Raw genomic sequence first — 13,420 nt, 5'->3', positions numbered from 1 at the left:
GGGGCGTACGTATTCAGGTGTATGGCGTCAAGCTTCTCCCACCGCACGTCGGACCGGCGTAAGCGCACCCGTCCGGACGGACGCCCGGGCCGCCGCGCGCGGGGCGGGGTGGCACCATAACGCGGTGAGTCCTGATCAGCCCCAGGGACCGCCCGGACACCGGCGCCCCATCTCCGTCGTCGCCCACCGAGGAGCCTCCGAGGACGCCCCGGAGCACACCCTGGCCGCGTACCGCAGGGCTGTCGAGGACGGCGCCGACGCGCTGGAGTGCGATGTGCGGCTCACCGCCGACAGGCACCTGGTGTGCGTCCACGACCGCCGCGTCAACCGTACCTCCAACGGCCGCGGCGCCGTCTCCGCGCTGGAGCTGGCCGAGCTGGCCGAGCTGGACTTCGGCTCCTGGAAGAGGCGGCTGGACGACGGGGAGTCGCCCGAGACCGAGAGCCGCGAGCACACCTCCGTCCTGACCCTGGAACGGCTGCTGCGCCTGGTGGAGGAGCATGCCTCCGCGGGGCGCCGGGTGGAGCTGGCCGTCGAGACCAAGCACCCCAGCCGCTGGGCCGGTCAGGTGGAGGAGGAGCTGCTGCGGGTGCTGGCCCGCCACGATCCGGCCATCCCGGTGCGCGTGATGAGCTTCTCGGCACGCTCCCTGCACCGGATACGGGCCGCGGCCCCGTGGATCCCCACCGTCTACCTGATGCAGTTCCTGCTGCCGCGCCACCGCGACGGGAGGCTGCCGCCGGGCGTGGGGATCGCCGGGCCGAGCATCCGGATCCTGCGCGGCCACCCCGAGTACGTGGCGTGGGCGCACCGCGAGGGCCACCGGGTGCACGTGTGGACGGTGGACGATCCGGCCGACGTGGAGCTGTGCGCGCTGCTCGGCGTGGACGCCGTCATCACCAACCGGCCACGGCGCGTACTGGCCCAGCTGGACGAGATGTTCCGGGAGTGAGGATGGACCGGGCCGGAGCCCCGGGCGGGACGGCCGCGCACTACGGCGCATTCGGATCCGCCGGTGGTGAACGGGCGGTGAGGACTGCGTCACGGTACCGGGCCGGGCGGTTTCCGCCGTCGGACGAAAGGGCATTCATCACGTGGCGTGGGGCGAACAAGGAGGTCTCGGGGGTGGCGTTGGTGGTTGCACAGGAAGCGCCGACGTCGTCGACGATGGCCGTACCCCACGGTCCTGCGGGTGTGGGTGCGGCGAGGCGCCGGATGCGCGAGGAGCTCCTCGGCTCCGGTACGCCCGAAGCCGTCGTGGACGACGCGATTCTCATTCTTTCCGAACTTCTCAGCAACGCGTACCGGCACGCCAGACCGATCGGTGTGAGCGACTGCGTACGCGCGGCCTGGGGCCGTACCTCCGACGGCGGGGTGAGCGTCTCCGTCACCGACGGCGGGGGCCCCACCAGACCGCGGCCGTCCAATCCGTCGGTGACGGCGCGGGGCGGCAGAGGGCTGTCGATCATCACCTCGCTCGCCCGCGACTGGGGCGTGCGCGACGACCGCGGCGGTCGTGGGCACGGCCGCGGTCGCGGCCATGGTCACGGCCACGGCCACGGCGGGGTGACGGTGTGGGCGGTGGTGGCGCCGTCGAAGGAGGACGCGTTCGCCTCCCCGATGCGCTTCGACCTGTCGGGGCTGGAGGGCCTGGAGGACCTCTGAGGTAGTCGTTCCGGGTGGTCTCCCCCGCGTACGCGTGCCGCCTCGGCGCCAAGGGCTAGGCTCGCGCCGACAGCGTCCTTAACGACCGGGAGATCCGCACGCCATGGCCAAGAAGCGCCGACCCCAGACCAAGGCCGCCAAGCCGCGGCTCGCCGACGGTGAGATCCCCGTCGTCGGCGCCCGCGAGCCCTGCCCCTGCGGATCCGGCCGCCGCTACAAGGCCTGCCACGGGCGCGCCGCCGCGCAGGCGGTGACCGAGCTGGTGCGCCGCCCGTTCGAGGGCCTGCCCGGGGAGTGCGACTGGGTGGCGCTGCGCGAGCTGGTGCCCGCCGCGACGGTGCCGCTGAGGCTGCGGGAGGAGCTGCCCGGGGATGTCCCCTCGGTGACACTGGCCACCGTCCTGCCGATGGCCTGGCCCGCACTGCGCCGTGACAACGGGGCCGTGCTGCTGGGCGTGCAGAACGACACCCCCTCCGGCGACCTCAGCCGTGATCTGGCCGATGTGCTGCGGCGGGCCCTGACGGCGGAGCCGGGCAGCCCGGTGGCCGCCGAGCGCATCCCCGCCGGCGCCCCGCGTCTGCAGGACCTGCTGGACCTCGACGCGCCCTTCGTGCCCGAGGTGCACAGCGGCTTCGAGTTCTGGGTGGAGGACGCCGGGAACCAGAGCCCGCAGGTCGCCGCCTCGCTGGAGCGCGCCAACTCCGCCGCCCTGCCGACCGCCCGGCTGGAGGGGGTGGAGGCCGCGTACTGGTGCGAGACCCCGGAGAAGAACCACCTGCGCTGGGTCATGCCGCACCCGGAGGAGCGGCTGCTGGACGCGCTCGCCCGGCTGCACGCGGCGGGGGCGTCCTCGCTGGGCGAGGGCACGCGGCTGGTCGGCTCCTTCCGGGCGCACGGTCTGATGGTCCCGGTGTGGGATCTGCCGGGCACGATGGGCGCGCAGGAGTGCGAGAAGCCGGCGGCGGCCTTCGCGGAGCGGCTCGCCGGGGCGCTGGAGGCCACCGGCCCGCTCACGGCGGAGGAGCGCCGGGCGCGCAGTGGATTCACAAATCGCCAGATCACTCTCAACTGACAGGCGAATTCCGGCCGGTGAGAGAAGAAAAAGGCAAGTGATTCCCGTCACAGCGGACTGTACTCGCAGGTAGACAGGCGGCCGGAAGGCATCGGTGGAATTTGCGAACGGGCCGTTACTTGTTACGGTTCTTGCAGCCCGGTCGCTGGTGCATCCCCCGTCGCCAGCGACCGGGTTCTTTCATGTCCGCACTTCCCGCATATGGGTTCCGCGGACGCGAACGGCGGCTCAACTCCCCGATTTCCACGGGGTTTCGGCGCTCCCGTTCCCATCTCCGCCCCCGCCGTCCCCGGCTTCACCCGCGTTCCCGTCCCCGCTGCCGGAACGCGGCAGCGGCCCCCTGCCCGTCCGGTGCCCGGGCCTCCCGCCACCTCCGTGTACGGCCCGCCGTTCACGGAGTCCCGCTCGCGCGCTTCACGCGCCGGCGCGGGGACGGCCCCGACGGCGCACCGGTCACCCGCGCGAGTGAGCAGGAGACCGGGCCCGCGGGCCCGGTCCGGCCGGCTCAGTACGCCAGCCGGCTGCCCGTGTCGGGGACGGCCGCGCTCGCCCGCACCAGTATGTCCACCAGCGGCTCCATCCTCGGCAGCCACGGCACACCGCCCCCGCGCAGGGTGCCGCGGGCTCCGATGCCCAGCGCGGCCGGCGGCCGCTCCCAGCGCAGCTGACCCGCACCGGTGCGCGACGGTGGCAGGGCCACGTAGCCGCCCTCGCCGTGGAACCGCAGCGAGCTGGGCACCCAGTCCTGGGCGTGGAGCAGCTCGCCCAGCTCCTCCAGGTCGTACGGCGCCACCAGCAGCGTGCAGCGGGTCGGGCTCGCGATCACCGGGCCGGTGCGCAGCCCGAGCCGGTCGAACTCCTCCAGCGCCCGGGCCCCCGCGGCGGCCGGAAGGCTCAGCGCGCAGGGGGCGCGGCCGCCGGTGGCCAGCAGAACCGGCGCGTCGGAGCGGTTGGTCCACCACCAGCGCACCATGCGCTCGTCGGCGGTGGCCGCCGGCAGTTCGGGGTCGAAGGGGTGGGCGCCGGGCACCACGCAGTCGGGCCGGGGGCAGGAGCAGCGCCCCCGGGGCTGCCCCGACTGGCGTGCGGCCAGGCGCCTGGGCTCCCGCGGCGCCACACCGGGCAGCACGGGCCACCCCCACCGTGTCGCGCAGACGAGCGCCGCGTCGCGCAGCGCCCAGCGGGTCATGCGTCGCCTTCCGAGGATCTCGCGCATCAGCGCTCGTTCCTTTCCGTAACGCCATGGATCGACAAATACGTCGACAAGCACACTGACAAGGACTCAGCAGGACCGGAAGGCCGATCACGGTCTTCCGGTCCTCAAACCTGTTACACCTGTGGATCTCGTGTGACCGCGCCCGGCCCTCCGGGCAGTGCGTCACCGTGCTGTTCCCCGCGGCCGTGGCCGGGGCGTTCGTGAACCGGGCACGGAACACGGCGTGGCGGCGCACTCCGGGCGCCGCTCGTGCTCGCCCCTGCCGCCGTACCGCCCGATGGTCCTCTGCCTGCCGTACTCCGGCCCCTCGGCGCGTACGGGGACGCGCCTCGCTCCCACCGCGTGGGACGCACGGGCCCGTCGCCGGGTTCCGCCGGAACCCGGGCGCCGCCCACCCGCCCGGTCCCTCGTGCCGTAGGGAAGCGCGTACCCACCTCAAGCGTGATGACGCGCTGCCGTACTGAGGGCCAGTCGACCGCGCACCATCTGGCACAGGGTACGTTTTCGGCCAAGCTCGTGACCACCCCCGCGACGCCTCCGGATGTTCCCGGAGCGCCGGGCGGACCCGGCTCCGGAACCGGTCGGCGGGGACATCCGCGGCCTGCCGGGGCGATGCTGGACAGCCGTTATCAGGGCGTGTACACCTGAAGGCATTGATAGCGGAGCAGCACGACATGGGGGTTTGCGATGCTATTGACGACGCCGGCCCGCACCGGGGGCAACCGCCCATGAGCGCCCAGCAGCCGCCGAAACTGGCCGGAATCGAATCTTCTTCCCCCCTTCCCCAGCACACTGTTCCGCCCGCGGCGGCCGCGCCCCACCGGCAGCCCGCCCCCTCCCCCCGGCACCCGGTCGCCGACGAGCCGGACCTCGCACGGCCCGTCGAGCGCCTCGCGGCCGTCCAGGACCGCCTCGCCGGCTGGATCTCCGACCTCACCACCCTCCACGACCTCACCGAGCGCCTGGTGCGCACCGACACCCTGGAGAGCGCGGTGCACGAGGCGCTGCGCGCCGGAGCCGCCCTGGTGGGCGCCCGGCGCGGGCTGATCGCGCTGGAGCCGGCCGACGGGCTCGGTCCCGACACCACCGTCGCACTCGGCCTGGGAGCGGCGGATCTCGGCCACATCGAGACCCTCCCGCGCGACTCGGCCTCCCACGCGCGCCTCCTCGACGGGCTTCCCGGCTCCGACACCGGCGCCGAAGCCGGGGGCGGTGCGGGGGGGACGGGCCCCGACGGCCTCCCGGAGATCACCCACCCCCACATCGCCCGGGACGAGGACCTCGACCCGCGCCACCGCGAGGTCGCCGCCCGCCTCGGCTACGCCGCCAGCCACGCCGTCCCGCTGACCGCGCGGAGCACCGGGCGGCTGGGCGCCGCCGTCTGGCTGTACGACGAGCCCGCGCGGCCACCGGGCGCCAGCGCCATCTGCTCGGCCTGTACGTACGGCACGCCGCCGAGCACATCGCCCGCCAGGTGGACCTCGCCCGCGCCCGCTCCGCCGTGGCCGCCGTGCGCGAGGGACTGCTGCCCGCCCGGCTGCCGCGGGTGCCCGGGGTGCGGCTGGCGGTGCGGCACTCCACCGGCCCGCGCGGCGGCGGCGACTGGTACGACGTACTGCCGCTGCCCGAGGGGGCGCTGGGGCTGTGCGTGGGCGGGGTCACCGGATCCGGCCCGGACGCGGTGGCCGCCATGGGGCGGCTGCGGGCCTCGATGCGGGCGTACGCGGTGATGGAGGGCGAGGACCCGGTCGCGGTCCTGTCCGACCTGGGGCTGCTGCTGCGGCTGACCGAGCCGGCCCGGTCGGCGACCGCGCTGTTCGGGTACGCCGAGCGCTGCCCGTCCGCCGTGGGCGGTACGCGGGCGGGCGCCAGGGTCGTGCTGGCCGGGGCCGGGCACTGCCCGCCGCTGATCGTCGGACCGGAGCGCACCGAGGCCGTCGAGACGGCGCTCTCCGCCCCGCTGGGCATGCTCGCCTGCTGGGAGGCGCCCAGCGTCGAGGTGGACCTGGCCCCCGGGGAAACGCTCCTGCTCTACAGCGACGGGCTGCTGCACCGCACCGGCGAGCCGCCGGATCGCGCCTTCGGACGGCTCCGGGCCGCGGCCGTCGCCGCCGTCCCGGCCGTACGCGCCGACCCCGGCGCGCTGCTGGACCATCTGCTGCGCTCGGTGCCGCCCGGCGAGCGGGACGGTGCGGGACGCGACGCCTGGGACCGCGAGGACGTCGTACTGCTGGCCGCCCGCTTCTGAGCACCGCCTCCAGGTCCCGGCCCCGGATCCCGCCCGCGGGTTCCGTCCACGCTCTCCTTCCACGGTCCCTGTCCACAGGCCCCGGCCGCCCCGGGCCGGCCGGACCTACGATGGGAGTCGGCCCGCACCCGGCCCACACCACCAGCAGGAGGAGGCAGCGACGTGGCTGACCAGCAGACGCCGGAGACTCCGGAGGAGCAGGGCGAACCCACCTCGGAGGAGCCGGTCAAGCAGCGGAAGAACGGCCTGTACCCGGGCGTCTCCGACGAGCTCGCCGAGAACATGAAGTCCGGCTGGGCGGACACCGAGCTGCGCGACCTCGACCCCGTCCCGCAGGCCTCGCACACCGCCGAGCGGCGCGCCAGGCTCTCCGCCCGCTTCCCCGGCGAGCGCCTGGTGATCCCCGCGGGCAACCTCAAGACCCGTTCGAACGACACCGAGTACCCCTTCCGCTCCTCAGTCGAGTACGCCTACCTCACCGGCAACCAGACCGAGGACGGCGTCCTGGTCATGGAGCCGAGGGCGGACGGCGGCCACGACGGCGTCCTGTACCTGCTGCCCCGCTCCGACCGCGAGAACGGCGAGTTCTGGCTGGACGGCCAGGGCGAGCTGTGGGTGGGCCGCCGCGACAGCCTCACCGAGGCCGAGAAGCTCTACGGCATGCCCTGCCGGGACGTGCGCACCGTGGCCGACGTGCTGCGCGAGGCCTCCGGCGACGTGCGCGTGGTGCGCGGCCACGACGCGGGCGTCGAGGCCGCCCTCGCCGACAAGACCACCGCCGAGCGCGACGAGGCGCTGAGGGTCTTCCTCTCCGAGGCGCGCCTGGTCAAGGACGACTTCGAGATCGGCGAGCTGCAGAAGGCCGTCGACTCCACCGTGCGCGGCTTCGAGGACGTCGTCCGCGTGCTGGACAGGGCGCAGGCCACCTCCGAGCGCTACATCGAGGGCACCTTCTTCCTGCGCGCCCGTGTGGAGGGCAACGACGTCGGCTACGGCTCGATCTGCGCCTCCGGGCCGCACGCGACCACCCTGCACTGGGTGCGCAACGACGGCCCCGTCCGCTCCGGCGATCTGCTGCTGCTGGACGCCGGCGTGGAGACCCACACCCTCTACACCGCCGACGTCACCCGCACCATGCCGGTCGACGGCCGCTTCACCGACCTCCAGCGGAGGATCTACGACGCCGTGTACGACGCGCAGGAGGCGGGCATAGCGGCGGTGAGGCCGGGCGCGAAGTACCTGGACTTCCACCACGCCGCGCAGCGCGTGCTGGCGGAGCGGCTGGTGGAGTGGGGTCTGGTGGAGGGCCCGGTCGAGCGGGTCCTGGAGCTGGGCCTCCAGCGCCGCTGGACGCTGCACGGCACCGGCCACATGCTCGGCATGGACGTCCACGACTGCGCCGCGGCGCGCCGCGAGGCGTACGCCGAGGGCACGCTGGAGCCGGGCATGTGCCTGACGGTGGAGCCGGGCCTGTACTTCCAGCCGGACGACCTGACGGTGCCCGAGGAGTACCGGGGCATCGGCGTGCGCATCGAGGACGACATCCTCGTCACCGAGGACGGCAACCGGAACCTCTCCGCCGCGCTGCCGCGCCGCTCGGACGAGGTCGAGGCGTGGATGGCGCGCCTGCGGGGCTGACGTCCGGGGCGTCCGCCGGGGCGGGTCGGGGGGACCGCCCCGCCGGGGTTCGGGCAGGGGCCGGAGTCCGGCAGGGCCCGCACCGTGGCGGGCTGCCGCTCAGGAGGCCCTCAGCAGCGAGTCCTTCCGCCACTTGAGGAGCTTGTCGAAGCAGACCATGGCGCCGTCCCCCGGACGGTTGCGGAAATCGACGTGGTCGGCGAGGGCCTCGATCAGGAACAGACCCCGGCCGTGCTCGTCGGTGTGGACCCCGTCGCACGCCTCCTCGCGGAAACCGTCGCGGGCCGGACCCGCGCTTCTGGCGAGCAGGGGCCCGAAGGCGGTCGCCGCGTCGAGGTCCGCCGTGCTGTTCGTACCGACGGCGCCGGCGGCCGTGTCGGCTGCCGTACCGGCAGTCGTGCCGGCGGTGGCGGCGCGGGGCGCGCTGCGGTACCCGTCCACGAAGCCCGGCCCGTGATCGGTCACCTCGATGCGGCACATGTCGTCATCGATGTACGCCGTCACGTGGTACTCCCCGGCGCCCGCCGGCCCGGGGCCGCCGTGTTCGACCGCGTTCGCACAGGCCTCCGAGAGCGCGATCGACAGGTCGTAGGAGACATCGGGATCGACCCCCGCCGTCTCCATGGCCCCGAGCAGGAGCCGCCGGGCGAGCGGGACGCTCGCAGCCTCACGCCGCAAGTGGAGAGACCACCAGATGCTCATGCTCAGCCTCCTGGCTGCGGCTCGACATACGCATACGTATTGCCCGGGGCGGCGGCGGTAAGCACGGCGGCGGCGCGCTACCCCTCATTCGGCGGACCCGAAGAGTTCCGCAATGTACGGAAAATGTACGAGGTGATCCCCTCGTCCGGCTGTCAACCGCGTTGGGAGGGTGCCCCGTGTCGCGGCCGAAGGGGTGATGAGATGATGGCCCGGCCATGAGAGCCCCCGTCGCGCGTGCCGCCGCCGACCTGCGACTGCTGCGGGCCGCGGTGTTCGCCGCGGTCTGCGTCACGCTGTCCGCGGCCGGTCACGTGTCCGCCGCCGGGCAGACCCTGTCGGCGTGGGCGCTCCTGGCCGGCTTCGCGGCCGTGCTCGCCACCGCCGTACCGCTGGCCGGACGCGAGCGCTCGCTGCCGGGCATCGCGGCGCTGCTGGCCCTGGGCCAGATCGCCTTGCACTTCCTCTTCTCCTGCGGCCAGACCGGGCACACCGCCCCGGCCGGCCCGGCTCCGGCCACCCCGGACCGGGGCGACGACGGGGTGCTCGCGCTCGCCGGGCGTCTGCTGTGCAACGACCGGGCCGCCGCCGTCCTGAGCGAGGCCGAGGCACGCCGCATCGTCGCCGACGCCGGGCTCGGCGGCGCCCTCCCCGGCGGCCACACCGCCGCGGGCCACACCGCCGCGGGCACCGCCGACACGGTGGCCGGCACGGTGGTCGGCGGTGCCGCCGACTGCCTGCGGTACGCCGTGCACTCCGCCCTGTCGCTGCTCTCCGGCCCCATGCTGCTCGGCCACCTGCTGGCCGCGCTCGCCATGGGCTGGCTGCTGCGCCGCGGCGACGCCGCGCTGTGGCGGCTGGTGGGGCTGTCGGCCCACTTCGCCGAAGGGCTCGACGATCTCGGCGGCGGGCTGGGCGGGCCGCTCGTACGCGCCCTGCACACCGCGCTGCGCTGCGTGCGCGCCCTGCTGCGCGGGCTGCTGCCCGAGGACGCCGTACCGGTACGCGCCCCGCGCGCGGACGCGTACGGCGGTCCGGTACCGCCCGCCTCCCTGCTGCCGTCGCACTCGGTGGTCAGGCGCGGGCCGCCCGCCGCGGGGCGGGATCTCGTCCTCGCGGCCTGAAGCGCGCACTCCCCGCTCTCCCGAGCACGGGTGGGGTGCGCGCACCGCCGCGCACCCATGCCCCCGCTCGTCCGGCAGGGAGGCGTACGCCTCCCCGACCCAGCGCGGTCGCGGCCGGAGAGCGCCCCCATGCCCCATGAGGAGTGTCCTTCAGCATGCAGCAGTACCAGACACCGTCCGCCCTGCCGTCCGCCCGCCGCCTCGCCGCGGCCGGGGCCGTCGCGGCCGTTCTCACCCTCGCCGCCGCCGGCCCGGCCGCCGCCCACATCACCGTCAACCCGGGCGAGGCCGAGCGGGGCGGCTACACGACGATCGACGTCAAGGTCCCCAACGAGCGGGACAACGCCTCCACGGTCAAGGTGGAGGTCACCTTCCCCGCCGACCACCCGCTCGCCTCGGTGATGCCCCAGCCGGTGCCGGGCTGGAAGGTGGAGGTGACGAAGACCGAACCGGCCGAGCCCGTGGAGGCACACGGCCGGAAGCTGACCGAGGTCCCCTCCAGGATCACCTGGACGGAGACCGGCGGCGGCATCGAGCCGGGCACCTTCCAGCAGTTCCCCGTCTCCCTCGGGAAGCTCCCCGAGGACGCGGACCGGCTCGTCCTCAAGGCCGTCCAGACGTACAGCAACGACGAGGTCGTGCGCTGGATCGAGGAGCCGCCCGCCGGCGGAGAGGGAGGCGGGGAGCCGGAGCACCCGGCCCCCGTGCTGAACCTCGTCCCCCCCGCCGAGGGCGGCGGCGGCCACGGCGGTGACGGCGGCGACGCTGACGCCGGCGACGAGCCCGGCGCCGACCGGGCCGCCGCCGGGACCACCGTCCGGGACGAGGCCGGCGGTACGGCGGACTCCTCCGACACCACCGCCCGCGTCCTCGCCGTCACCGGCATCGCCGTCGGAGCCGCCGGCGTCGCCTTCGGCGTCCTGGCCGGACGACGCCGCACCTCCTCCTGACGTCCGGCCGCGGGCGGGGGGGGGCCCCCCCCCCGCCCCGGGCCCCCCCCCGGGCCCGCGGCCGCAACCCACCACCGCAAGCACCACCGCGAGGAAGAAAGAACCCCCATGCACCACACTCCGCGCCACCACCCCCGGCGCACCCGCCGGGCCCTCACCCTCGCCCTGGCCGCCGCGCTGCTCACCACGGGCACCGCCGCCTGCGGCGCCTCCGGCGACGGCGGCTCCGGCGGCCCGGGCAGCGCAGCGGCCTCCGCGGACGCGGGCGCCGGCCCCAAGCGGGGCGTCGTCCTGGACAACCCCTTCGACAAGCCGGAGCTGGTCCTCACCGACACCGAGGGCGAGACCTACGACCTGGTCGAGGAGACCGAGGGCCACCCGACCCTGGTCTACTTCGGCTACACGCACTGCCCCGACGTGTGCCCCCTGACGATGAGCAACATCGCCGTCGCCAAGTCCAGGCTGCCCGAGGCCGACCAGAGGAAGCTGCGGGTCGTCTTCGTCACCTCCGACCCCGAGCGCGACACCCCCGAGTCGCTCGGCGAGTGGCTGCGCGCCCAGGACCCCGACTTCATCGGGCTCACCGGTGACTTCGAGAAGATCCAGGCCGGCGCCCGCTCCCTGGGCATCGCCCTGGAGCCGCCGGTCGAGGACGAGAACGGCGACATCGTCTCCTCCCACGGCACCCAGGTCCTGGCCTTCCTGCCCGAGGACGACCGGGCGCACGTCCTCTACACCGAGGACGTGCCCGTCGAGACCTACGAGAAGGACCTGCCCGCACTCGCCGAGGGGAAGCTGCCGTGAACCGCCCGAACCGCCCGAACCGCCCGAACCGTCGCCGTCCCGCCCGCCGGGCCCTCGCCCTCGCCCTCGCCGCCGCGCTGCTCACCACGGGCACCGCCGCCTGCGGCGCCTCCGGCGACCCGGAGCTGACCGTGGAGGGCGCCTACGTCCCCGAGCCGGTCACCGCCGACACGGCGGGCGGCTTCATGGTCGTCCACAACGACGGCGACACCGCCGACCGGCTCGTCTCGGCCACCAGCGACATCTCCGACGACGTGCAGATCCACGAGACCACCGGCGGGCGGATGCGGCGGGTGGACTCCCTGGACGTGCCCGCCAACGGCACGCTGGAGCTCAGCCGGGGCGGCAACCACCTGATGTTCATGGACCTGGAGCGCAAGCCCGCCGAGGGCGAGAAGGTCTCGGTGGAACTGCGCTTCGAGAAGTCCGGACCGATCACCGTCGAGGTCCCGGTCGAGGCGGTCAACCACGTCCCCGACGCCTCCGGGCACGCCGATCACGCCGAGCACTCCGGACAGTGAGGCAGGTACCCCCGTCATGACCACCACCGCTCCCCGCGCCCTGCCACGGCCGGCCGTACGGCCCGGCCCGCACAGGCTGTCCGGCCTGCTCGGTGTGCTCGGCCTGCTGGCGGCGCTGCTGCTCGGCGGCGCCGCGCCGGCCGCCGCGCACGCCACGCTGACCGGCAGCGACCCGGCGCGGGGAGCGGTGGTGGAACATGCCCCCCGGCAGGTGACGCTCACCTTCTCCGAGAGCGTGTCCCTGGCGGACGACGCCATCCGCGTCCTCGCACCCGACGGCGGGCGCGTGGACAGCGGCGAACCGCTGGACCTCTCCGCGGACGGGGAGGTCCGCCACGGCACCGGGCTGCGCGACGGGCTGCCCGACGGCACCTACACCGTCGTCTGGAAGGCCGTCTCGGCCGACGGTCACCCCGTCTCCGGAGCCTTCACCTTCTCCGTCGGCGCCCCCTCGCAGACCTCCGCCGTCCTGCCGGATCAGGAGCCGGGCGGCGGCGCGGTCGGCGTGCTCCACGGCATCGCCCGCTACGCCGCCTACACCGGGTTCGTCCTGCTCGTCGGCGGGGCGGTCCTCGTCCTGGGCTGCCTGCCCGCCGCCGCCCGGGCGCGGGCGGTGCGGCGCCTGGTCGTGGCCGGCTGGGTCACGCTGACCGCCGCCACCGTCGCGGCACTGCTGCTGCGGGTCCCGTACACCGGCGCGGGCGGTCCGGGCGACATGCTCGACACGGACGCGCTCGGCGCGGTGCTGGAGACCCGGACGGGTGCGGCGCTGGTTTCCCGGCTGCTGCTGCTCGCGGTGGCGGCGCTGTTCGTAGCGCTGCTCTTCGGGTCGTACGCCCGGCGAGGCGGGGACGGGCCCGGCAGCGGGCGGGAGCCCGGGGGCGGGCCCGGGGACGACGGCGGGGAGCGGGCCGTGCGCGACCGGCGGGGCCCGGTCTCCGGGGTCTTCGGGCTGTCGGCGGGCGGCGCGGTCGTCGCCGTGGGACTCGCCGCCACCTGGGCCGCGGCCGAGCACGCCTCGACCGGTCCCCGGACCACCGTGGCGGTGCCGGCCGACATCGTCCACCTGCTCGCCGTCGCCGTCTGGCTGGGCGGCCTGGCGACGCTGCTCACCGCGCTGCGGTGGGGGCCCGCGGTGAGCGGGGACGCGGTGCGCCGTTTCTCGCGGACCGCGCTCGGCTGCGTGGCCGTCCTCGCCGCCACCGGCCTGTACCAGTCCTGGCGGCAGGTCGGCGGCTGGGAGGCGCTGACCTCCACCTCGTACGGACGGCTGCTGCTGGTCAAGGTCGCGCTGGTGGCGCTGCTGCTGGGGGCCGCACGGTTCTCCCGCCGCCACACCGCCCGGCTGGCGGACGCGCCCGGGGAGCCCGTTTCCGAGCCGGCGCCCGTCCCCGAGCCGGCGGGCGCCGACCTCCTCGCCCCGGCGTCCCGTCCGGCCTACGCTGTGCCGCGCGAAGGAGAAGATCGCGCCGTCACCGTGGAG

At 75.1% G+C, this 13,420-nt stretch carries 11 protein-coding genes and 1 pseudogene; 10 read left to right on the top strand and 2 right to left on the bottom strand.

What is annotated here, in order from left to right; all coding sequences use genetic code 11:
- Positions 1-124 precede the first annotated feature (124 nt).
- The 3 genes from AC2CJA_RS05620 to AC2CJA_RS05610 all read left to right on the top strand — a co-directional run bounded on the left by AC2CJA_RS05620 (position 125) and on the right by AC2CJA_RS05610 (position 2,737).
- Positions 125-952, top strand: a complete 828-nt coding sequence (locus AC2CJA_RS05620) for a glycerophosphodiester phosphodiesterase family protein (RefSeq protein WP_484601540.1) — start codon at positions 125-127, stop codon at positions 950-952.
- Positions 953-954: 2 nt separating this feature from the next.
- Positions 955-1,665, top strand: a complete 711-nt coding sequence (locus AC2CJA_RS05615) for an ATP-binding protein (RefSeq protein WP_484601539.1) — start codon at positions 955-957, stop codon at positions 1,663-1,665.
- 103 nt (positions 1,666-1,768) lie between these two features.
- The gene (locus tag AC2CJA_RS05610) at positions 1,769-2,737 is read left to right on the top strand and encodes a DUF5926 family protein (protein ID WP_484601538.1); all 969 of its coding nucleotides are present in this window, start codon (positions 1,769-1,771) and stop codon (positions 2,735-2,737) included.
- 505 nt (positions 2,738-3,242) lie between these two features.
- Here AC2CJA_RS05610 and AC2CJA_RS05605 read toward each other — a convergent pair.
- Positions 3,243-3,953 carry a bifunctional DNA primase/polymerase gene (locus AC2CJA_RS05605; protein ID WP_484601537.1) on the bottom strand — a complete coding sequence of 237 codons (711 nt, stop codon included), beginning with the start codon at positions 3,951-3,953 and terminating at the stop codon, positions 3,243-3,245.
- Positions 3,954-4,705: 752 nt separating this feature from the next.
- Between AC2CJA_RS05605 and AC2CJA_RS05600 the strand changes: the two are divergent.
- A pseudogene (locus tag AC2CJA_RS05600) lies at positions 4,706-6,201 on the top strand (PP2C family protein-serine/threonine phosphatase).
- Positions 6,202-6,363: 162 nt separating this feature from the next.
- The gene (locus AC2CJA_RS05595) at positions 6,364-7,839 is read left to right on the top strand and encodes an aminopeptidase P family protein (RefSeq protein WP_484601536.1); all 1,476 of its coding nucleotides are present in this window, start codon (positions 6,364-6,366) and stop codon (positions 7,837-7,839) included.
- Positions 7,840-7,938: 99 nt separating this feature from the next.
- Here AC2CJA_RS05595 and AC2CJA_RS05590 read toward each other — a convergent pair whose 3' ends face one another.
- A complete protein-coding gene (locus AC2CJA_RS05590) occupies positions 7,939-8,541 on the bottom strand; it encodes an ATP-binding protein (protein WP_484601535.1) in 603 nt (200 codons plus the stop codon).
- Positions 8,542-8,756: 215 nt separating this feature from the next.
- Here AC2CJA_RS05590 and AC2CJA_RS05585 point away from each other — a divergent pair, with 215 nt between their 5' ends.
- The 5 genes from AC2CJA_RS05585 to AC2CJA_RS05565 form a co-directional block, all read left to right on the top strand.
- Positions 8,757-9,662, top strand: coding sequence for a hypothetical protein (locus AC2CJA_RS05585; RefSeq protein WP_484601534.1), 906 nt, complete (start codon positions 8,757-8,759; stop codon positions 9,660-9,662).
- Positions 9,663-9,817: 155 nt separating this feature from the next.
- Positions 9,818-10,612, top strand: a complete 795-nt coding sequence (locus AC2CJA_RS05580; protein ID WP_484601533.1) for a YcnI family protein — start codon at positions 9,818-9,820, stop codon at positions 10,610-10,612.
- Positions 10,613-10,720: 108 nt separating this feature from the next.
- Entirely contained in the window at positions 10,721-11,416 is a 696-nt protein-coding gene (locus tag AC2CJA_RS05575; protein WP_484601532.1) for an SCO family protein, read from the top strand.
- Positions 11,413-11,937, top strand: coding sequence for a copper chaperone PCu(A)C (locus tag AC2CJA_RS05570; protein ID WP_484601531.1), 525 nt, complete (start codon positions 11,413-11,415; stop codon positions 11,935-11,937). Before AC2CJA_RS05575 ends, AC2CJA_RS05570 begins: the two co-directional genes overlap by 4 nt.
- Positions 11,938-11,953: 16 nt before the next feature.
- Positions 11,954-13,420, top strand: a 1,467-nt coding sequence (locus AC2CJA_RS05565; protein WP_484601530.1) for a copper resistance CopC/CopD family protein, incomplete at its 3' end; no start/stop codon positions are given.

This window comes from Streptomyces sp. ATLC9, from assembly GCF_057196705.1.
This window is presented reverse-complemented; position numbering and strand designations above follow the sequence as displayed.

What these genes read in the sequence shown, in the direction of transcription:
- AC2CJA_RS05590 (WP_484601535.1), bottom strand. Translation starts at nt 8,541, where the DNA reads ATGAGCATCTGGTGGTCTCTCCACTTGCGGCGTGAGGCTGCGAGCGTC.
- AC2CJA_RS05585 (WP_484601534.1), top strand. Translation starts at nt 8,757, where the DNA reads ATGAGAGCCCCCGTCGCGCGTGCCGCCGCCGACCTGCGACTGCTGCGG.
- AC2CJA_RS05610 (WP_484601538.1), top strand. Translation starts at nt 1,769, where the DNA reads ATGGCCAAGAAGCGCCGACCCCAGACCAAGGCCGCCAAGCCGCGGCTC.
- AC2CJA_RS05615 (WP_484601539.1), top strand. Translation starts at nt 955, where the DNA reads ATGGACCGGGCCGGAGCCCCGGGCGGGACGGCCGCGCACTACGGCGCA.
- AC2CJA_RS05580 (WP_484601533.1), top strand. Translation starts at nt 9,818, where the DNA reads ATGCAGCAGTACCAGACACCGTCCGCCCTGCCGTCCGCCCGCCGCCTC.
- AC2CJA_RS05605 (WP_484601537.1), bottom strand. Translation starts at nt 3,953, where the DNA reads ATGCGCGAGATCCTCGGAAGGCGACGCATGACCCGCTGGGCGCTGCGC.
- AC2CJA_RS05575 (WP_484601532.1), top strand. Translation starts at nt 10,721, where the DNA reads ATGCACCACACTCCGCGCCACCACCCCCGGCGCACCCGCCGGGCCCTC.